General features: G+C 73.4%; 16 protein-coding genes. 2 read left to right on the forward strand and 14 right to left on the reverse strand.

Features of this window, described 5'->3' with window-relative positions:
- The first annotated feature begins 142 nt into the window (after positions 1-142).
- Positions 143-835: a bifunctional DNA primase/polymerase gene (locus ACGF0D_RS29685; RefSeq protein WP_392883818.1), complete on the forward strand. Its 693-nt coding sequence runs from the start codon at positions 143-145 to the stop codon at positions 833-835.
- Between the two features lie 96 nt (positions 836-931).
- Here ACGF0D_RS29685 and ftsY read toward each other — a convergent pair whose 3' ends face one another.
- The 5 genes from ftsY to ACGF0D_RS29710 form a co-directional block, all read right to left on the reverse strand.
- A complete protein-coding gene (gene ftsY, locus ACGF0D_RS29690; RefSeq protein WP_392883820.1) occupies positions 932-2,167 on the reverse strand; it encodes a signal recognition particle-docking protein FtsY in 1,236 nt (411 codons plus the stop codon).
- Between the two features lie 67 nt (positions 2,168-2,234).
- Entirely contained in the window at positions 2,235-5,825 is a 3,591-nt protein-coding gene (gene smc, locus ACGF0D_RS29695) for a chromosome segregation protein SMC (protein WP_392921416.1), read from the reverse strand.
- Positions 5,826-5,980: 155 nt separating this feature from the next.
- Complete coding sequence (locus tag ACGF0D_RS29700; protein WP_045702518.1) at positions 5,981-6,184, reverse strand: hypothetical protein; 204 nt, start codon at positions 6,182-6,184, stop codon at positions 5,981-5,983.
- 445 nt (positions 6,185-6,629) lie between these two features.
- Positions 6,630-6,929: an acylphosphatase gene (locus ACGF0D_RS29705; protein ID WP_359900575.1), complete on the reverse strand. Its 300-nt coding sequence runs from the start codon at positions 6,927-6,929 to the stop codon at positions 6,630-6,632.
- Positions 6,930-7,027: 98 nt separating this feature from the next.
- Positions 7,028-8,368, reverse strand: coding sequence for a hypothetical protein (locus tag ACGF0D_RS29710; RefSeq protein ID WP_392921419.1), 1,341 nt, complete (start codon positions 8,366-8,368; stop codon positions 7,028-7,030).
- Positions 8,369-8,688: 320 nt separating this feature from the next.
- Between ACGF0D_RS29710 and ACGF0D_RS29715 the strand changes: the two genes are divergently transcribed.
- The gene (locus tag ACGF0D_RS29715; protein WP_392883825.1) at positions 8,689-9,609 is read left to right on the forward strand and encodes a hypothetical protein; all 921 of its coding nucleotides are present in this window, start codon (positions 8,689-8,691) and stop codon (positions 9,607-9,609) included.
- Between the two features lie 63 nt (positions 9,610-9,672).
- On the opposite strand, the gene mutM is transcribed toward ACGF0D_RS29715, so the two are convergent.
- From mutM to recG, 9 genes are all read right to left on the reverse strand, one after another.
- On the reverse strand, positions 9,673-10,551 hold the full coding sequence (gene mutM, locus ACGF0D_RS29720; protein ID WP_392921422.1) for a bifunctional DNA-formamidopyrimidine glycosylase/DNA-(apurinic or apyrimidinic site) lyase: 879 nt from the start codon (positions 10,549-10,551) through the stop codon (positions 9,673-9,675).
- 54 nt (positions 10,552-10,605) lie between these two features.
- Complete coding sequence (gene rnc / locus ACGF0D_RS29725; protein ID WP_392883829.1) at positions 10,606-11,394, reverse strand: ribonuclease III; 789 nt, start codon at positions 11,392-11,394, stop codon at positions 10,606-10,608.
- Between the two features lie 20 nt (positions 11,395-11,414).
- Positions 11,415-11,588 (reverse strand): 50S ribosomal protein L32, encoded by a 174-nt coding sequence (gene rpmF / locus ACGF0D_RS29730; RefSeq protein ID WP_030056747.1) that lies wholly within the window; start codon positions 11,586-11,588, stop codon positions 11,415-11,417.
- Between the two features lie 2 nt (positions 11,589-11,590).
- The gene (locus tag ACGF0D_RS29735) at positions 11,591-12,235 is read right to left on the reverse strand and encodes a YceD family protein (RefSeq protein WP_392883830.1); all 645 of its coding nucleotides are present in this window, start codon (positions 12,233-12,235) and stop codon (positions 11,591-11,593) included.
- A gap of 173 nt (positions 12,236-12,408) precedes the next feature.
- A complete protein-coding gene (locus ACGF0D_RS29740) occupies positions 12,409-13,590 on the reverse strand; it encodes an ATP synthase F0 subunit B (RefSeq protein ID WP_392921425.1) in 1,182 nt (393 codons plus the stop codon).
- A gap of 184 nt (positions 13,591-13,774) precedes the next feature.
- Positions 13,775-14,266: a pantetheine-phosphate adenylyltransferase gene (gene coaD / locus ACGF0D_RS29745; protein WP_392883833.1), complete on the reverse strand. Its 492-nt coding sequence runs from the start codon at positions 14,264-14,266 to the stop codon at positions 13,775-13,777.
- Between the two features lie 49 nt (positions 14,267-14,315).
- Positions 14,316-14,897, reverse strand: a complete 582-nt coding sequence (rsmD, locus tag ACGF0D_RS29750; RefSeq protein ID WP_392883834.1) for a 16S rRNA (guanine(966)-N(2))-methyltransferase RsmD — start codon at positions 14,895-14,897, stop codon at positions 14,316-14,318.
- Between the two features lie 129 nt (positions 14,898-15,026).
- Positions 15,027-15,560: a hypothetical protein gene (locus ACGF0D_RS29755; RefSeq protein ID WP_392883836.1), complete on the reverse strand. Its 534-nt coding sequence runs from the start codon at positions 15,558-15,560 to the stop codon at positions 15,027-15,029.
- Positions 15,561-15,663: 103 nt separating this feature from the next.
- The gene (gene recG, locus ACGF0D_RS29760) at positions 15,664-17,883 is read right to left on the reverse strand and encodes an ATP-dependent DNA helicase RecG (RefSeq protein ID WP_392921428.1); all 2,220 of its coding nucleotides are present in this window, start codon (positions 17,881-17,883) and stop codon (positions 15,664-15,666) included.
- Positions 17,884-17,892 lie beyond the last annotated feature (9 nt).

Raw genomic sequence — 17,892 nt, forward strand, 5'->3', positions numbered from 1 at the left:
AAGGCGGCGCCCGAGGCACACCGGCGGAACAGGCGCACACCACGCGCTGCGCGCCGCCACCGCACTACGCACCACACAGCTGACAATCGACACACAGTCACCGTCCCGTAACCATCGGCAACGAGAACCTGTTGGGGGAGGCATGGACAACCTGTTCGGCGAACTTCGACTGGGGCACCTGCGGCTGGCACCGCTGGGCGCGCGCCGCCGCACCAAGGTCACCGCGTCCCAGGCCGCCGCGGAGTACACCGGCCGCTGGGGCTGGGCGGTCGTCACCGGCGACCCGGCCACCGGCACCCCGGTCACCGGCGCCACCGCCCCGACCCGCTGTCCCTGCGGCTCCCCCCGCTGCGCCGCCCCCGGCCTGCACCCCGCGCCGGGCGGCGGCGGCCGGGCCCGCGCCCCCCGCGCCGAGGGCTCGGTGCTCTTCCCCACCGGCCGCGCCTTCGACGTCCTGGACGTCCCCGAGCAGGCCGGCCTCCAGGCCCTGGTCCGGCTGGAGCGGATGGGCACCCAGGTGGGCCCGGTGCTCGCCGCCCCCACCGGCCGGCTCCAGTTCCTGGTCGCCGCCGGCACCGCACGGCGCCTGCCCGACCTGCTGTACCGGATGGGCTGGGACGACGCCGCGCTCGACCTGACCTGCCACGGCGAGGGCAGCTACGTCGCCGCCCCGCCCACCGTCCTCGACGGCCTCGGCCCGGTCCGCTGGCTACGCCGCCCCACCCGCGACAACGCGGGCTGCCCGCCGGAGGCCCGACTGCTGCTCGGCACCCTCGCCTACGCCTGCCACCGCAGCCGCGAGCGCACCGCCGAGCCGGCCTGGATGGCCTCCTGACCCGCCGCCCCGGCATGCGGAAGAGCCCGCCCCCGAGGAGGGAGCGGGCCCTTCGTGCGCCCTGGGGTACGTACCGTCGCACGTACGGGGAGGGCGTCAGTCCCCGATCAGCGCGTCCACGAACGCGCCCGGCTCGAACGGAGCCAGGTCGTCCGCGCCCTCGCCGAGGCCGATCAGCTTGACCGGCACGCCCAGCTCGCGCTGGACCGCGACCACGATGCCGCCCTTGGCGGTGCCGTCCAGCTTGGTCAGCACGATGCCGGTGATGTCGACCACCTCGGCGAACACCCGGGCCTGGACCAGGCCGTTCTGGCCGGTGGTGGCGTCCAGCACCAGCAGCACCTCGTCCACCGGACCGTGCTTCTCGACGACCCGCTTGACCTTGCCCAGCTCGTCCATCAGGCCGGTCTTGGTGTGCAGGCGGCCGGCGGTGTCGATCAGCACGGTGTCGACGCCCTCGGCGATGCCCTCCTTGACCGCGTCGAACGCGATCGAGGCCGGGTCCCCGCCCTCCGGGCCGCGCACGGTGCGCGCCCCCACCCGCTCGCCCCAGGTCTGGAGCTGGTCGGCGGCGGCGGCACGGAAGGTGTCGGCGGCGCCGAGCACCACCCTGCGGCCGTCGGCGACCAGGACGCGGGCCAGCTTGCCGGTGGTGGTGGTCTTGCCGACGCCGTTGACGCCGACCACCAGGACCACCGCCGGGCCCTCCTCGTGCCTGGTGGAGCGGACGGTGCGGTCGGCGTCCTTGCCGATCAGCTCGACCAGCTCCTCGCGCAGCAGCGCGCGCAGCTCGTCGGGGGTACGGGTACCGAGCACCTTCACCCGGGTGCGCAGCCGCTCGACCAGCTCCTGGGTCGGGGTGACACCGACGTCGGCGGTGAGCAGCGTGTCCTCGATCTCCTCCCAGGTGTCCTCGTCCAGGTGCTCCCGGGAGAGCAGCGAGAGCAGACCCTTGCCGAGCGAGTTCTGCGAACGGGAGAGCCGCGAGCGCAGCCGGACCAGCCGGCCGGCGGTGGGCTCGGGGACCTCGACGGCGGGCGCCGCCTCGGCCTCGACGGGCACGACCTCGACGGCCTCGGGAGCCTCGGGGGCCTCGGCGGCCTCCGGCTCCGCCGGGAGTTCCACCTCCTCGACGGTGCGGCGGGGCGCCTCGGTCGGCGGCGCGGACTCCTCGCCGACCTGGGGTTCCTGCGGGGTGGGCTTCGGCGCCGTGATGACCGGCGCCTGCGACTTCGGGGGCAGCTGCTGGCGTCGTCTGCCGGAAACGACGAGGCCCGCGATCGCACCGATGGCGATCACGGCGATGACTACGGCAAGAATCACGTATTCCATAACCGCTCCAGTATCCGCGACCGGGGGCCGGATGGACCGCAGCCGACCCACACCGATGCGGTGCGCACTACACCGATGCGGTGCGTACCGCCCGCGGCCGCCGCTCCCGGTGCTCTTCGCGCAGCCGCTGGCTGATCACCCGGGAGATGCCGTCGCCCTTCATCGTCACGCCGTAGAGGGCGTCGGCCGACTCCATGGTGAGCTTCTGGTGGGTGATGACGATCAGCTGGGAGCTCTCCCGCAGCTCCTCCATGATCCCGATCAGCCGGCGCAGGTTGGTCTCGTCCAGCGCCGCCTCCACCTCGTCCATCACGTAGAACGGGCTGGGCCGGGCCTTGAAGATCGCCACCAGCAGCGCCACCGCGGTCAACGAGCGCTCGCCGCCGGAGAGCAGCGACAGCCGCTTGACCTTCTTGCCCGGCGGGCGGGCCTCCACCTCGACCCCGGTGCCGAGCATGTCGTCCGGGTCGGTCAGCACCAGCCGGCCCTCGCCGCCCGGGAAGAGCCGGGCGAAGACGCCCTCGAACTGGGCGGCGGTGTCGTGGTACGCCGAGGTGAACAGCTGCTCGACCCGCTGGTCCACGTCCCGGACGATGTCCATCAGGTCGCGCCGGCTGCGCTTGAGGTCGTCCAGCTGCTCGCCGAGGAAGCGGTGGCGCTCCTCCAGCGCGGTGAACTCCTCCAGCGCCAGCGGGTTGACCCTGCCGAGCTGCTGGTACGCCTTCTCGGCCGCCCGCAGCCGCTTCTCCTGCTCGGCACGGACGTACGGGTACGGCTCCCCCGGCTCCGTCCCGTCCTGCGGGGGCGACGGCGGGACGGGCTGGTCCGGCCCGTACGAGGCGAGCAGTTCGCCGCCGTCGATGCCGAACTCCTCCAGCGCGCGCGCCTCCAGCTGCTCGATCCGCAGCCGCTTCTCGGCCCGCAGCACCTCGTCCCGGTGCCCGGCGTCGACGAGCTTGTCCAGCTCCTCCTTGAGCCCACGGCCGTGCTCCCGGTGCTCGCGCAGCTCCTGCTCGCGCTCGGTGCGCGCCTGTTCGACGGCCGCGCGCCCGGCGTCCGCGCGGGCCAGCGACACCTCCAGGCAGGCCAGCAGCTGCCGGGCGCCCACCGCGACGGCGTTCGCCACCGAGGCGTCGTGCTCGGCGCGCCGGCGGCGCTCGGCGACCCGGGCGCGCGCCTCGCGCTCGGCGCGGGCGGCCCGGTCCAACTGGTCGGCCCGGCCCGTCAGGGCGCGGACCCGCTCCTCGTGGGTGCGCACGGCGAGCCGGGCCTCCAGCTCGGCCTGCCGGGCGTCGCTCGCGGCCTCGACCAGCCGCTGCTGTTCGGTGGCGTCCGGCTCGTCCTCCCCCGCCGGGGCCGACTCCTCGGCGGCGGCCAGGCGCCGCGCCAGTTCCTCGGCGCCGTCCAGCAGCTCGGTCAGCCCCTGCTCGGCCCGTGCGGCCGCGGCCGACAGCCGCTCGGCCTCCCCGGCGGCGGCGCGGGCCTGCCCGCCGAGCCGGCCGAGCGCCCCGGCGACCTGGGCCCGGTCCTTCTCCGCCTGCCGCCGCCGCTCGGCCAGTTGCTCCACCTCGGCGGCCGACTCCCGTCGCTGCTCGGTGAGTTCGGCGAGGCGCTCGGCCGACTCGGCGCAGCGGGCGGTGAGTTCACCGATCGCCCGGGCCGCCTCGTCCACCGCCGCCTGGGTCTCCAGCAGGCTGGGCGCACCGCCGGAGCCGCCCTGGGCGAAGCCGGCGTCGAGCAGGTCCCCGTCGGCGGTGACAGCGCGGATCCCGGGCCGCGAGGCGACCAGCCGCAGCGCCTGGTCCAGGTCCTCGACCACCGCCACCGCGGCCAGCGGCCGCCGGACCGCACCGAGCAACTCGGCCGGGCCGTCCACCAGTTCGGCCGCCCAGCGGGAACCGGCGGGCAACTCCCCCGCCGCCTCCGCCACTTCGGCGGCACCGGCGATCAGCAGCGCGGCCCGGCCGGCGTCCTCGGCCCGCAGCAGCCGCAGCGCCCCGGCGGCGGCGGACGGCGAGTCGACGGCCACCGCGTCGGCCACCGCACCGAGCGCCGCGGCGATCGGCACCTCGTATCCCGGCTCGATCCGCAGCAGCGCGGCCGCCGGGCCGAGCAGCCCGCCCAGCCGCTCCCCCGCCTCCAGCAGCGCCCCGGTGCCGTCCTTGCGGCGCAGCCCGAGGGAGAGCGCCTCGTGCCGCGCGGTCAGCCCGGCCCGCTCGCGCTCGGCGGCGCCGGCCGTCTCCCGGGCCGCGGCCAGTTCCGCCTCCACGGCGGCCAACCGCTCGCGCGCCCGCCGGTACCGGGCCTCGGCCTGTTCGTCCTCCCCGGCGAGGCCGTCCACCTGCTGCTGGAGTTCGTCCAGTTCGCCCTGGGCCGCCTCGGCGCGCAGCAGCGCCTCGTCCCTGGCCTCGGTGAGCCGGCCGATCTCGGCCTGCGCCGCGGCGGCCTTGGACCGGGCGGCGGCGGCCTGCCCCTGCAGCCGGGCCAGGCCCTCCCGGCGGTCGGCGATGGCCCGGGCGGCGTCCCGCAGCCGGCGCTCCTCGGCGGCCAGGTCCCGTTCCAGTCCGCCCTTGCGCTCGACGGCCTCGGCCAGCGCGTACCGGGTCTCCTCCAGCGCCTCGGTCAGCGCGGCCTCCTGCTCGCGGACCTGCTCGGCCTCCCGCTCCAGCTCCTCGGGATCGCGCCCGCGCCGTTCCTCGCCCCGGCCCCCTGCGACGGCGTGCCGGGCCCGGGCCTCGGCCAGCCCGACGGTGCCGCGGGTGCGCTCGGCCAGCGCGGAGAGCCGGTACCAGGTCTGCCGGGCGGTCTCCAGGCCGGGGCCGAGTTGCTGGACCTGCGCCTCCAGGACGCGCTCGCGCTGCACCGCTCGGGCCAGTTCCTGCTCGACGGTGGTGCGGCGCAGCCGCAGCGCCAGTTCGTCCGCGACCTCGGCCTCGACGGCCCGGCGCAGCGCGCCGAGGTCGTCGGCGAGCAGCCGCAGCCGGGCGTCGCGCAGGTCGGCCTGGATGCCGGCGGCCCGGCGGGCGATCCGGGCCTGTCGGCCGAGCGGTCCGAGCTGGCGGCGCAGTTCGGCCACCAGGTCCTGGACCCGGTTGAGGCTGGCCTGCATCGCGTCCAGCTTCCGCAGCGCCTTCTCCTTGCGCTTGCGGTGCTTGAGGATGCCGGCCGCCTCCTCGATGAAGGCGCGTCGGCCCATCGGGTCGGCGTGCAGGACGGAGTCCAGTTGCCCCTGGCCGACGATGACGTGCATCTCGCGGCCGATGCCGGAGTCGGAGAGCAGTTCCTGGATGTCCAGCAGGCGGCAGGTCTCGCCGTTGAGCGCGTACTCGCTGCCGCCGTTGCGGAACATGGTCCGGGTGATGGTCACCTCGGAGTAGTCGATCGGCAGGGCACCGTCGACGTTGTCGATGGTGAGGCTGACCTCGGCGCGGCCGAGCGGGGCGCGCCCGCTGGTCCCGGCGAAGATGACGTCCTCCATCTTGCCGCCGCGCAGCGACTTGGCCCCCTGCTCGCCCATCACCCAGGACAGCGCGTCGACCACGTTCGACTTCCCCGAGCCGTTCGGCCCGACGACGCAGGTGATGCCCGGCTCGAAGCGCAGGGTGGTGCTGGAGGCGAAGGACTTGAACCCGCGCAGCGTCAGACTCTTCAGGTGCACGCGGCCGGTCTCCTCAATCGCTCACGACGGGAACCGACTGTATCCGGAGCCGGACACGACGAAGGGACGCCACATCCGGGCGTCCCTTGCAAGCTGCGTCCCTTTCGGGGCGGCTCAGTGCACAGCGGCGTCGATCTGCGAGGACCGGGCGGGACTCAGGTGAGAGCCGGCTCCCGCTGATCCAGATCGATGCTGTTGAGCAGCGAGTGCTCGTCAGCGACAGCGGTCAGAGCGTCGTTCTCAGCCTGCATCCGAAGGAGCTCGGCTTCAAGATCCTGGACGCGCTGCTGAAGCCGTCGCATCTCGGAGAGCATTCGCGGGTCGGGGCCGCCGACGTACCCGAGAAGCGCCTTTGCCATGATGAATGGTCCTCCACGCTGAGTGACCGAACCGGAACGGTCCAGGTCTAGGGGGAAGGGGGACGCACGCGCGGCGCGTCACCGGAAGTGCTGGCTGGGCACTACGGCACAACACCGTGAGCTGGGCTCACGAGGGTATGCGCCTGCCGGGAGAACGCGGTCGTGTGCGCGGGCTTCCAGCGTCTCACCAAAGACGGAAAGGGTCAACACGATCACCGCACGCTACCGCGCCCCTGTCACCTGCCCGGCGGAGTCGTCACGCCTGGGGGCCTCGGGCCCGGTCCACCCCGTGCTCGTGGATCATCGTTCGATGCGGAGTCAACCACGAGTCTGCCCGGATGGCAACCTCGTGACACCGCCAGTTCCGGATCTTTTCGCGGAAGCCCGCTTGCGGACCGAGCGGCGAGCCGCGCGCCGGGCCGCCGCGGGGCGGGCCCGGGGCGGCTCAGCGGATCTCGAAGCCCTCGTAGCCGGGGCCGACGGCCGTCCAGATCTCGGTGACCCCGCTGACGTTCCCCGGGGTCCCCGGGCCGCGCAGTCTGGCCAGCAGCTGCTCGCAGTCGGCCGCGAGCCCCTCGGCCACCACCTGCACCCGGCCGTCGCCGAGGTTGCCGGCATAGCCGGTCAGGCCGATCTCCAGCGCCCGCGCCCTGGTCCACCAGCGGAACCCGACCTGCTGGACCTTCCCCCGGACCCAGGCGGTCACCCGGACCGGTTCCTCACTGTGGGCGTCACGACCGTGCATGCCCCGACCCTAGCCTCCCGCGCGCGTCCCCGCGCGAACGGGAGCGGCCCCGCCGGAGCACCGACGGGGCCGCTGACCTGGTCGGTCGGCTCGGCGGACTACCAGTCCCCGCCGCCGAAGTCGCCACCACCGAAGTCGCCACCGCCACCGAAGTCGCCGCCACCGAAGTCGGCCGCGTTGAAGTCGGCGCCGGTGAAGTCGCCGCCCTCGTACTGGTCCTGGTAGCCGCCGTCCATCATCGGCGCCGCCGCGTAGGCCGGGGAGCTCATCATCGAGCCGAGCATGGTGCCGACCAGCAGGCCGGGCAGCAGGCCGCCGCCGCCGAAGCCGCTGTAGTACCCGCCGGCGTACGGGGCGTACGCGGGGCCGGCGTTCCAGTACGGCTGCGGGCCCTGGTCGGTGTCGACGGTGCGGATCGCCGGGTCGAGGCCGGCCGCCACCCGGTCCGCGTCGGCCTGGCAGACCGGCACGGCACGGGCGGAGCCGCCGGCCGGGGCCCAGTCCACGTCCTTGACGGACGGGCCGTGCCGCGGGTCCATGAAGCACGGGGGGCGGCGCTCGGGCAGCGGCCGCTTCTCCCGCCGGGCCGCCAGGGTGGCCAGCGAGAAGCGGCCGTCCTCGATCGCCTCGGTGACCTCCTTGACGTCCTCGGGCTTCTTCGCCTCGTCCATCAGCCGCTTGGACTTCTCGTACGAGTCCAGGGCGTGGGTGTAGTCGGTGCGCTGGGCGTCGTCGGCGTCGGCCGCGGCCGGGCTGAAGTCGAGCCGGTCCAGCTCCTCGCCAAAGGCGGTGATGTCCTCGTCCACGACCCGGCGCAGCTGCTCCAGCTCGGCCCTGGCCTGCTCCTCCTTGCGCTTCTTGGCGCGGCGGAACAGCAGGAAGACGCCGGTGCCGGCGAGCGCGACCAGCACGAGCGGGATGACCACCCAGGCGATCGAGGTGCTGTGGTTGACCCCGGTGCCCTTGGTCTGCGGGGCGGCCTGGTCGACGAAGGAGTTCAGGGTGGCGTTGATGTCGCCGCCGTTGGAGCGCTGGGCCGCGCCGGCGATGCGCTGGGCCTGGGCGGCGCCCATCGCGCCGCGGTCGCCGCCGGCGTCGAGCTTGCCGTCGTGCCAGACCGCGTAGACGCCGTCGACGCCCACCAGGGTGCGGAGGTCCTGGAGGGTGGACTTCGCGTACGCGGAGTCGGGGATGACCGCGATGAAGATCGGCTTGTCGGCCTTGTCGATCTTCTTGCTCAGGGCGTCGGCCTGGGACTCGCTGAATCGGCTGGTCATGGCCGGGGCGACGTAGACCTGGCCCTTCTTCAGGGTGGCCGCGGCATCGCTCAGCCCGCCGGCGGCCGAGGCCGCGGGCGCCACCAGGAGCAGCAGCCCGAGCAGCGCCGCCACCAGGGCAAGCGGCCCGGCGCCCCGGGAACGTCGTGCAAGGGTTCTCATGCCCCCGACGCTACCGCGACCGGCGGCTGAGCACGCCATACCCTTCGCATACTGGTACTGACAAGAGCCCCCGCCGTCCGCCGGGCCCGCTCCCCTCCTCGGGGATGATGTTTCCCCCAGCCGCCCCTGAGGCGGGTTCCGGGCGGGAACCCCGCGAGGCTCCCGGACGTACGTTCCGGCGGGTCCGACCGGGCTCCGGGGCACTGCGGGGGGCGTGCCGACCGTACCGTGCGAACGGGCATAGTGGTCCCGGACCACCGGTCCCATTGCCTTTTCTTTACTCAGCTCGTTCCTGACCCGACTCCCGATCGGAGCACTTGGTGATCATCGGCCTCGTCACCGCCGTGGCGGCATCCGCCTGCTACGGCACCGGCTCGGTCCTCCAGGCCGTCGGATCCCGCCGCTCCGCGCGGGAGGAGGCCGCCAAGGGCGCCACCACCTCGACCACCGAGCACGGCGGCCCGAGCCTGTCCTCGACCGCGAAGGCCGCCGTCACCTGGGAGTTCATCCTCGGCACGGTGCTCGACCTGATCGGTTTCGGGCTCGGCGCACTGGCCGCCCGACTGCTGCCGCTGTTCCTGTCCCAGACCATCATCAGCGCCAACCTGGTGATCACCGCGGTGCTCAGCATCAAGCTGCTGGGGATCCGGCTCAAGCAGCTGGAGTGGGCGTCGATCGCCGTGCTCTGCTCGGCGCTGGTGCTGCTGGCCGTCTCGGCGGGGCCGGAGGGCGGGCACCACGCGGCGATGTCCTTCCACTGGTGGCTGCTGATCATCACCACCGTGCTGCTGGTCGGCGGCAGCCTGCTGGTGCGGCGGATGGGCGCCAACGGCGCGATCGTCGCCGGTCTGCTCTCCGGTCTCGGCTTCGGCGCCCTGGGCGTCGGGGTGCGCATCCTCAACGGCATCGAGCCGTTCGCGTTCGGCGAGCTGCTCTCCGACCCGGCGCTGTACGCGGTCCTGGTCGGCGGTCTCGGCGGCATGTACATCCACACCGTGGCGCTGCAGATCGGCTCGGTGAACGGCGCGACCGCCGCGCTGGTGGTCGGCGAGACGGTGCTGCCCGGCGCGGTCGGCGTGCTCTGGCTCGGCGACTCCTCCAAGGCCGGCCTGGGCTGGCTCGGTGTGATCGGCTTCCTGCTCGCGGTGGTCGCCGCGGTCGGGGTCGCCTACTTCGGCCAGGACACCCACGGCACGCCCGGGGAGCCGGCCGTCCAGGAGCCCGAACTCACCCGGAAGTAGCGCGGGGCGTGCCCCGCGGACCCCGTCCGACCGGGCGGAGGTCCGCGGGGCACGCCCGACGGCTCAGCCTCCGCTGCGGGCGCGCGGCACCCGCTGGCAGCGGGGGCAGAAGTAGCTGGAGCGGTTCATCCAGGCCGCCCGCCGGATCGGGGTGCCGCAGCGCCGGCAGGGCTCCTGCTCGCGGCCGTAGGCGTCGAGGTCCCGGGAGAAGTAGCCGCTCTCGCCGTTCACGTTGACGTAGAGGCTGTCGAAGCTGGTGCCGCCGACGGCGAGCGCCGCGGTCATCACGTCCCGGGCGTTGGCCAGCAGCAGCAGGGCCTGCGGGCGGGTGAGGGTCGCGGTCGGGCGGTCGTAGTGCAGCTTGGAGCGCCACAGCGCCTCGTCGGCGTAGATGTTGCCGACGCCGCTGATCAGGGTCTGGTCGAGCAGGGCGCGCTTGACGGTGGTCCGCTTGGCGCGCAGCGCGGCCGCGAAGGCGGCGTCGTCGAAGCGCGGGTCGAGCGGGTCGCGGGCGATGTGCGCGATGGACACCGGGGTGCCCTCCGGGTCCCCGTCCTCGGCCTCCTCGACCGCCAGGCAGCCGAAGGTCCGCTGGTCGACGAAGCGCAGTTCGCGCCCGCCGTCGGCGAAGCGCAGCCGCACCCGCAGGTGCGTCTCGTCGGGTACGGACGGGTCCTGGACGAGCAGTTGGCCGCTCATCCCGAGATGGCCGATCAGCGAGAAGCCCGCGCCCGTCCCGGCCAGCGGCACCCACAGGTACTTGCCGCGGCGCTGCGCGGTGCCGAGGGTGGTGCCGGTGAGCCGGGCGGTGAAGTCGGCCGCGCCGGCCGGCTGGCGGCGCACCGCGCGCGGGTGCAGCACCTGGACGTCGGCGACGGTCCGCCCGGCCACCCAGTTGGCCAGACCACGGCGGACGACCTCGACCTCGGGAAGTTCGGGCACGGGAACACGCCTCCTGCTCGGTACGGATCAGCAGGAGTGAAGGCTACTTCGAGGTCACGCCCCGGCGGGCAGCCGGTCGGCGTACTTCTCCTTGATCGCGCGCCAGGCGCTCTCGGCGGCCTTCTGCTCGGCTTCCTTCTTCGAACGGCCGACGCCGCTGCCGAAGTCCTCGCCGGCCACCCGGGCCGCCGCGGTGAAGGTCTTCTCGTGGTCCGGACCGGACTCCATGACCACGTACTCCGGCACGCCGATGCCCACCGAGGCGGTGAGTTCCTGCAGGCTGGTCTTCCAGTCCAGGCCGGCTCCCAGCTGAGAGGACTCCTCGATCAGCGGGTCGAACAGCCGGTGGACGAACTCGGTGGCCGCGTCCAGTCCCCGGTCCAGGTAGACGGCGCCGATCACGGCCTCGACGGTGTCGGCGAGGATCGACGACTTGTCGCGGCCGCCGGTGCCCTCCTCGCCCTTGCCGAGGCGGATGAACGCGCCGAGGTCCAGACCACGGCCGACGTCCGCCAGCGCGCGGGAGTTGACCACCGCGGCGCGCAGCTTGGCGAGCGTGCCCTCCGGGACGTCCGGGTGGACGCGGTAGAGGGTGTCGGTCACCACAAGGCCCAGCACCGAGTCGCCGAGGAACTCCAGGCGCTCGTTGGTGGGCAGCCCGCCGTTCTCGTACGCGTACGAGCGGTGGGTCAGGGCACGTACCAGAAGGGCGCGCTCGAGTGTGTACCCGAGGCGCCCTTCCAGGACGTCGTATTCGGTCGAAGCCGGCCCGCCGGCCTTGCCGCCGCCCGAAGAACCCTTCGGGGCGGTGGTCGCCTTGCGGGTGGAGTTACCGTCCGACATCGATCCGTACACCCCGCCGATCAGACCGAGAGGACCTGGCGACGGTTGTACGTGCCGCAGCTCGGGCACGCGATGTGGCCCAGCTTCGGCTCGTGGCAGCGGTCGCACGCCACGAGGGCCGGAACGACGGCCTTCCAGTTGGACCGACGGTGGCGCGTGTTGCTGCGCGACATCTTCCGCTTCGGAACAGCCACGGCTACTTCTCCTGGTTCTCGGCGAGACCCTCACGGGTGTCGCTGTTCTTAGATCCGTCACCCTCGTCGCCGGGGGCGGCGGAGAGTCCCTGCAGAGCCGCCCACCGGGGGTCGACGGCATCGTGGTGGTGCGCCGGGTCGTCGCTCAGGCGCGCTCCGCACTCGGAGCACAGGCCCAGGCAGTCTTCCTGGCACACCGGCTGCAGCGGCAGTGCGAGCACCACCGCGTCACGCAGCACCGGCTGGAGGTCGAAGAAGTCGCCCTCCAGACGGTAAGTCTCTTCTTCCGAGTCCTCGTCGAGGTCCTCGGTCCCGGTCGTCCGGGCGCGGTGGCGCTCGTCGGACTCCGGGTAGTAGTACAGCTCCTGGAAGTCCACGTCGATGTCGAACTCGACGGGCTCCAGGCACCGGACGCACTCGCCCTCGACGTGGGCCTCGGCGGTGCCGGTGACCAGCACGCCCTCGACCACGGACTCCAGGCGGAGCTCCAGGTCGATCGGGCTCTTCTCCGGCACGCCGATGACGTCGATGATCCCGAAGCCTTCGGGGGCCTCCAGGGTCCGGCTCACCTTGCGCATCGAGCCCGGACGCCGACCGAGCTCGTGCGTGTCGAACACGAGGGGGTCGCGGTGGTCGAGGCGGTTCACGGTGTCCTGACTTCCTGGGGGGATCTTCGGTGGCGTCTCCGCCCGGACCGGCGTTGCGAGGGCAAGCCGACAGCCGGACATGGAGGGGCCGGAGTGGTCAGACTACCGGAGTCTCCCGTCAGGCCCAACTTCGGTCCCGTCAGGAGACTCCCGCACCGCCGCGCCGGGCCGGTTCAGCGGCCGCCGAGCTCCCGCAGCCTGGTCATGTCGATCATGCTGGTGTCGAAGAAGCTGGTCTCGTCCAGGCCCTGCCCCTGGCCCTGCTGCTGGCCCTGCTGCTGGTGCGGCACGGCCGGCGGCGCGGTGGGCTGCTGGGGGTAGGCGTAGCCGTCGTACGACTGCGCGGCGTAGCCCTGCTGCTGCTGGGGATAGCTGTAGCCGCCCTGCTGGTCCTGGTAGCCCTGCTGCTGGTAGCCGCCCTGCTGCTGGCCCCACTGGGTGTTGTACGGGTCGCCCTGGCCGGCCGGGTCGTAGCCGCCGCCGTACACCTCGACGTACTGCCCGCCCGGCTGCTGGGCGGCCGCGTACTGGTCGGTGCCGGGGGCCTGCCAGTCGGCCGCGGCCGGGGTCTGCTCCGGCCAGGTCTGCTGCTGCGGGACGTCCTCGCGGTACCAGGCGATGTCGTCACCCTCGGGGTCGTGGGCGAAACCCGCGGCCACCGCCTCGGCCCGCTCCTTGGCCTGCTGGGCCTGGTCGGCGGCGGCGAGGTAGGCGCCCAGCTCGTCGATCGGCCGCTTGCCGAGCAGCTTGTCGCGGCCCTTGCCGACGGCCTCCAGGGTGGCGCCGAGCACGTTCTCCAGGGTGGCGAGCTTCACATCGACGTACTCGTCGACCTCGGGGCTCGGGCTGATCCGCTGCGGGCGGAACTCCTCGCCGTCGCTCTCGGTGTCGGGCTCGGCCTCGAAGACGCTGGAGTCGCCGCGCAGCTTGGTGCGGCCGCGGCCGACCGCGCCCAGCGTCTTGGTCAGCACGACCTCGAAGTTGGCGAGCTTGCTGTCCACGTAGTCGTCGGCCTCGGCCCGCTTGGTGTCGACCTCGGCGCGCGCCTCGGCGAGGATCCGGTCGGCCTCGGCCTGGGCCCGGCGGACCACCTCGGTGTCCGAGATCAGCGAGCCGCGCTCGGCGTGCGCGCCCTGGATGATCCGGTCGGCCTCGGCCTGGGCGCCCGCCACCACCTGCTCGTGGTCGGCCATCACCGACTGGGCCTGGGCCAGTTCGGCGGGCAGCGCCGACCTGAGGTCGTTGAGCAGGCCGATCAGCTCGGCCCGGTTCACCACGCAGGAGGCCGACATCGGCATCGAGCGGGCGTTCTCGACCGCCGCCACGATCTCGTCGACCTTGTTCTGCACGTCCACGGGGCTTCGTCTTTCCGTGTGCCGCCGACGGTCCGGCGGAGGCAGGCCCGACGCGGTGGACCTCACCGCAGGGCAGGAATACAGACTGTACGGCCACTGCCGGGCACGGTCACAACGCCTCAGCCGAACCGGTCTGCCGCCCGCGGGACAATCCGTGACGAACCGGCAGGAAAGGGACGGGCGGCTACTGCTGGGCCTTGCGCTCCGCGATCCGCTCCACCAGCCGGCCGTGCACCGTCGCGGGCAGCAGGTGCGAGACGTCGCCGCCGTACGAGGCGACCTCCTTGACCAGCGTCGAGGAGAGGAAGCTGTACGTCGGCGAGGTCGGCACGAACAGCGTCTCCACCCCGGTCAGACCGTGGTTCATCTGGGCCATCTGGAGCTCGTAGTCGAAGTCGCTGACGGCGCGCAGGCCCTTGATGATCGCGGGGATGCCGCGCTCCCGGCAGTAGTCCACCAGCAGGCCGTGGTGCGACTCGACCACCACGTTCCCGAAGCCGGCGGTGACCTCCTCGATCAGGCCGATCCGCTCCTCGACGGTGAACATGCCCTGCTTGTTCCGGTTGATCAGGACCGCGATGTGCACCATGTCGTACAGCTTCGAAGCCCGCTCGATGATGTCGAGGTGGCCGTTGGTGATCGGGTCGAACGAACCGGGACAGACGGCTCGGCGCATGGCGTGTGTGCTCCCTCGTGGGATGACGGCTGCTGCGGGCGGCGGCCCGCTACTCCTGCTCGCCGGCCGCGGCGGCGCGACCGTACCAGAGCGTTCCCTCGCCGTAGCGGCGGGAGCGGAGCTCCTCGAAGCCCTCGGGCCAGTCGAAGCCGCCGCCGCGGGTGCTGCGCTCCACGGTGACGAGTGCGTCCTCCGTGAGCCAGCCCCCGGCCAGGAGTGTGATCAGCATCTCGCGGACCTCCTCGTCCGTCACCACGTACGGCGGGTCGAGGAAGACCAGGTCGTACGGGCTCTGCGGAGGCGGGCCGGCGATCACCTTCTCGGCCCTGGCCGCCCGCACCTCGGCGCCGGGCAGGCCGATCGTCCGGACGTTCTCCCGGATCACCCGGGCCGCCTGGGCGTCCGCCTCGACCAGCAGGACGTGCTCGGCGCCGCGCGACAGCGCCTCCAGCCCGACCGCGCCCGATCCGCCGAACAGGTCCAGCATCCGGGTTCCGCGCACGGTTCCGTGCAGCGCCTCCAGGGTGGAGAACATCGCCTCGCGGGCCTTGTCGGAGGTCGGTCGGGTGCCCCGGCCGGGCGGTACGGCCAGCCGGCGGCCGCCGGCCGCCCCGGCGATCACGCGGGTCATGGTGGTGGGAGGTCCTTTCGTCGCTGCCCGACCACGCTATCCCGCCCCGACCCGCAGGAGCGCGCCGGTGCCGGACCGGTGCGGCCCGGCGGGACGCTCCCGCCGGGCCGCACCGTCACCCACGGGTGGTCAGCTCGCCTCGGAGTCCGCCGCCTGGGCCGGGGCGCTCGCGCCGAGCAGGGCCGGCGAGGCGTAGCGGGACCAGGACAGGCATCCGTCGGGCGGGCAGAACTCGGGGCGGCGCGGGTCGTGCCCGAGCTCGCGCAGCTTGGTCCGGACGGAGTCGGGCGTGCGGCCGAAGCGGGCGGCGATCCGGGCGACGGTCTCGCCGTCGTGGAAGCGCCGGACCAGCTCCTCCTCGTGCTGCGGCACCCAGGGGGCGCCGTGGCCGGGGTACAGCTCGCGCAGCACGTCGCGGTCGGGGATGGGCTCGGAGACGTCGGCGACGATCGCCAGCGCCCGCAGCGCGCGGTTGAGCGCGATCCGCAGCGAGGCGACGTCCTCGACCGGCAGGCGGAGCCGGCCCGAGGCGAGCGGTGCGGCGGCCGCCCCCTCGCGCCAGCCGGTCAGGGTGAGGGTGACCTCGCGGTCGTCGTCGCTGGCGAGTTCGATCCGGAAGACCTTGTCGCCCAGCGGGAGCTCGTTGAGATGACGGAATGCCATGGCATGACCCCCAAGTGTCGTGCCAGGTACGCACCTTGGAGGTGCGCCCTGAACACCTTCATTCTCTCCCGGGGGTCTGACAATCCGGCTCCGCCGGAACGGCTCAGCCCTTCTCCATGTAGGCCGCGCGGTCCTCGTCGAGCAGGCTCTCCAGCGCGGTGCGCAGCTCCGGGTGGGCGGCGAGGTCCGGGTCCTCGGCGACCAGGCCGGTGGCCTCGGTGCGGGCGGTGAGGATGACCTCCTCGTCCTCCAGGACCGAGAGCACCTTGAGCGAGGACTTCACCCCGGACTGCGCCTGGCCCAGCACGTCGCCCTCGCGGCGCTGTTCGAGGTCGATCCGGGACAGCTCGAAGCCGTCCAGAGTGCCCGCCACCGCGTCCAGCCGGGCCCTCGCGGCGCTGCCCCCGGGCATCTCGCTGACCAGCAGGCACAGGCCCGCCGCACTGCCGCGGCCGACCCGGCCGCGCAGCTGGTGGAGCTGGGAGACGCCGAAGCGGTCGGCGTCCATGATGACCATCGCGGTGGAGTTGGGGACGTTGACGCCGACCTCGATCACCGTGGTGGCGACCAGCACGTCCACCTCGCCGGCCGCGAACCGGCGCATCACCTCGTCCTTGGCCTCCGGTGCGAGCCGGCCGTGCAGGATCTCCACCCGCAGCCCGGCGAGCGGCCCCCTGACCAGCTTGTCGGCCGTCTCCACCACCGAGAGCGGGGGCCGCCGTTCGTCGCTCGCGGCGCCCGCGTCGGCGACCTCCTCGAAGTCCTCCTCGGCGGCCCTGCGGCGCTTCTTCCCGGCGTCGGCGGCGGGCTCCTCGTCCCCGATCCGGGGGCAGACCACGTACGCCTGGTGGCCCTTGGCGACCTCCTCGCGGACCCGCTCCCAGGCCCGGGTGAGGAAGTTGGGCTTCTCCAGGGCCGGGACGACGTGGGTGGAGATCGGCGAGCGGCCGGCCGGCAGCTGGTCCAGGACGGAGGTCTCCAGGTCCCCGAAGACGGTCATCGCGACGGTGCGCGGGATCGGGGTGGCGGTCATCACCAGCAGGTGCGGCGGCTGCTCGCCCTTGGCGCGCAGCGCGTCCCGCTGCTCGACACCGAAGCGGTGCTGCTCGTCCACCACGACCAGGCCGAGGTCCTGGAACTGCACCTTGTCCTCGATCAGCGCGTGGGTGCCGATGGCGATCCCGGCGTCCCCGCAGGCCATGTCGAGCAGCGCCTGGCGGCGGGCGGGGACTCCCATCGAGCCGGTCAGCAGCACCACCCGGGTGCCGAGGTCGGAGCCTCCCAGCATGCCGCCCTCGGCGAGGTCCCCCATCATCTCGACGATCGAGCGGTGGTGCTGCTGGGCGAGCACCTCGGTGGGCGCCAGCAGCACCGCCTGGCCGCCCGCGTCCACCACGGCGAGCATGGCGCGCAGGGCGACGAGAGTCTTCCCCGAGCCGACCTCGCCCTGGAGCAACCGGTGCATCGGGTGCTCGGTGGCCAGGTCGGCGGCGATCTCGGCGGAGACCTTCTGCTGGCCCTCGGTGAGGGTGAACGGCAGCCGGGCGTCGAAGGCGTCCAGCAGGCCGCCCTCGCGGGCCCGGCGCGGCTTGGCGGGCAGGGCGGAGTCGGCGGCCCGGCGCTGGGCGAGGGCGACCTGCAGCACGAAGGCCTCGTCCCAGCGCAGCCGGCTCTGGGCGCGCTCGCGGTCGGCGTGGCCGCGCGGGCGGTGGATCAGCTCCAGCGCCTCGGGCAGCGGGATCAGGTCGTGCCGCTCGCGCAGTTCGGCGGGCAGCGGTTCGCCGACGTCGCCGAGGTGCTTGGTGAGCGCGGTCTCGATGCAGATCGACAGCTTCCAGCTGGGCATCTGCGCGCTGGCGCCGTACACCGGGATGAGCCGGCCGGCGAACTGCCGTGCCGCGTCCGACCCGGCGTCCTCGTCGAGCAGCTGGTAGTCCGGGGAGACGAGCTGGCGGGTCCGGTTGAAGACCCCGACCTTGCCCGCGAACAGGCCCTGGGCGCCGGCCCTGAGCTCCTTCTGCCGCCAGCCCTGGTTGAAGAAGACCAGCGAGAGCCGGCTGCGGCCGTCGGTGACGACGACCTCCAGCCGGTCGCCCTTGCGCCCGCGGAACGGGATCAGGGTGACCTTCTCGATCCTGGCCAGCACGGTGACGTGCTCGTCGACCTCCAGCTCGTCCAGGCTGGTGAGCTGGCCGCGTTCGACGTAGCGGCGCGGATAGTGGTGCAGCAGGTCCCCGACCGTACGCAGCTTGAGGCTGTCGGCGAGCACCTTCGCGGTGCGGTCGCCGACGAGCTTGGTCAGTGGTTCATCGAGAGCGCCCATCAGGCCCCT

Origin of the sequence: Kitasatospora sp. NPDC048298 (genome assembly GCF_043201465.1) — a bacterium.
Taxonomy (GTDB): domain Bacteria; phylum Actinomycetota; class Actinomycetes; order Streptomycetales; family Streptomycetaceae; genus Kitasatospora.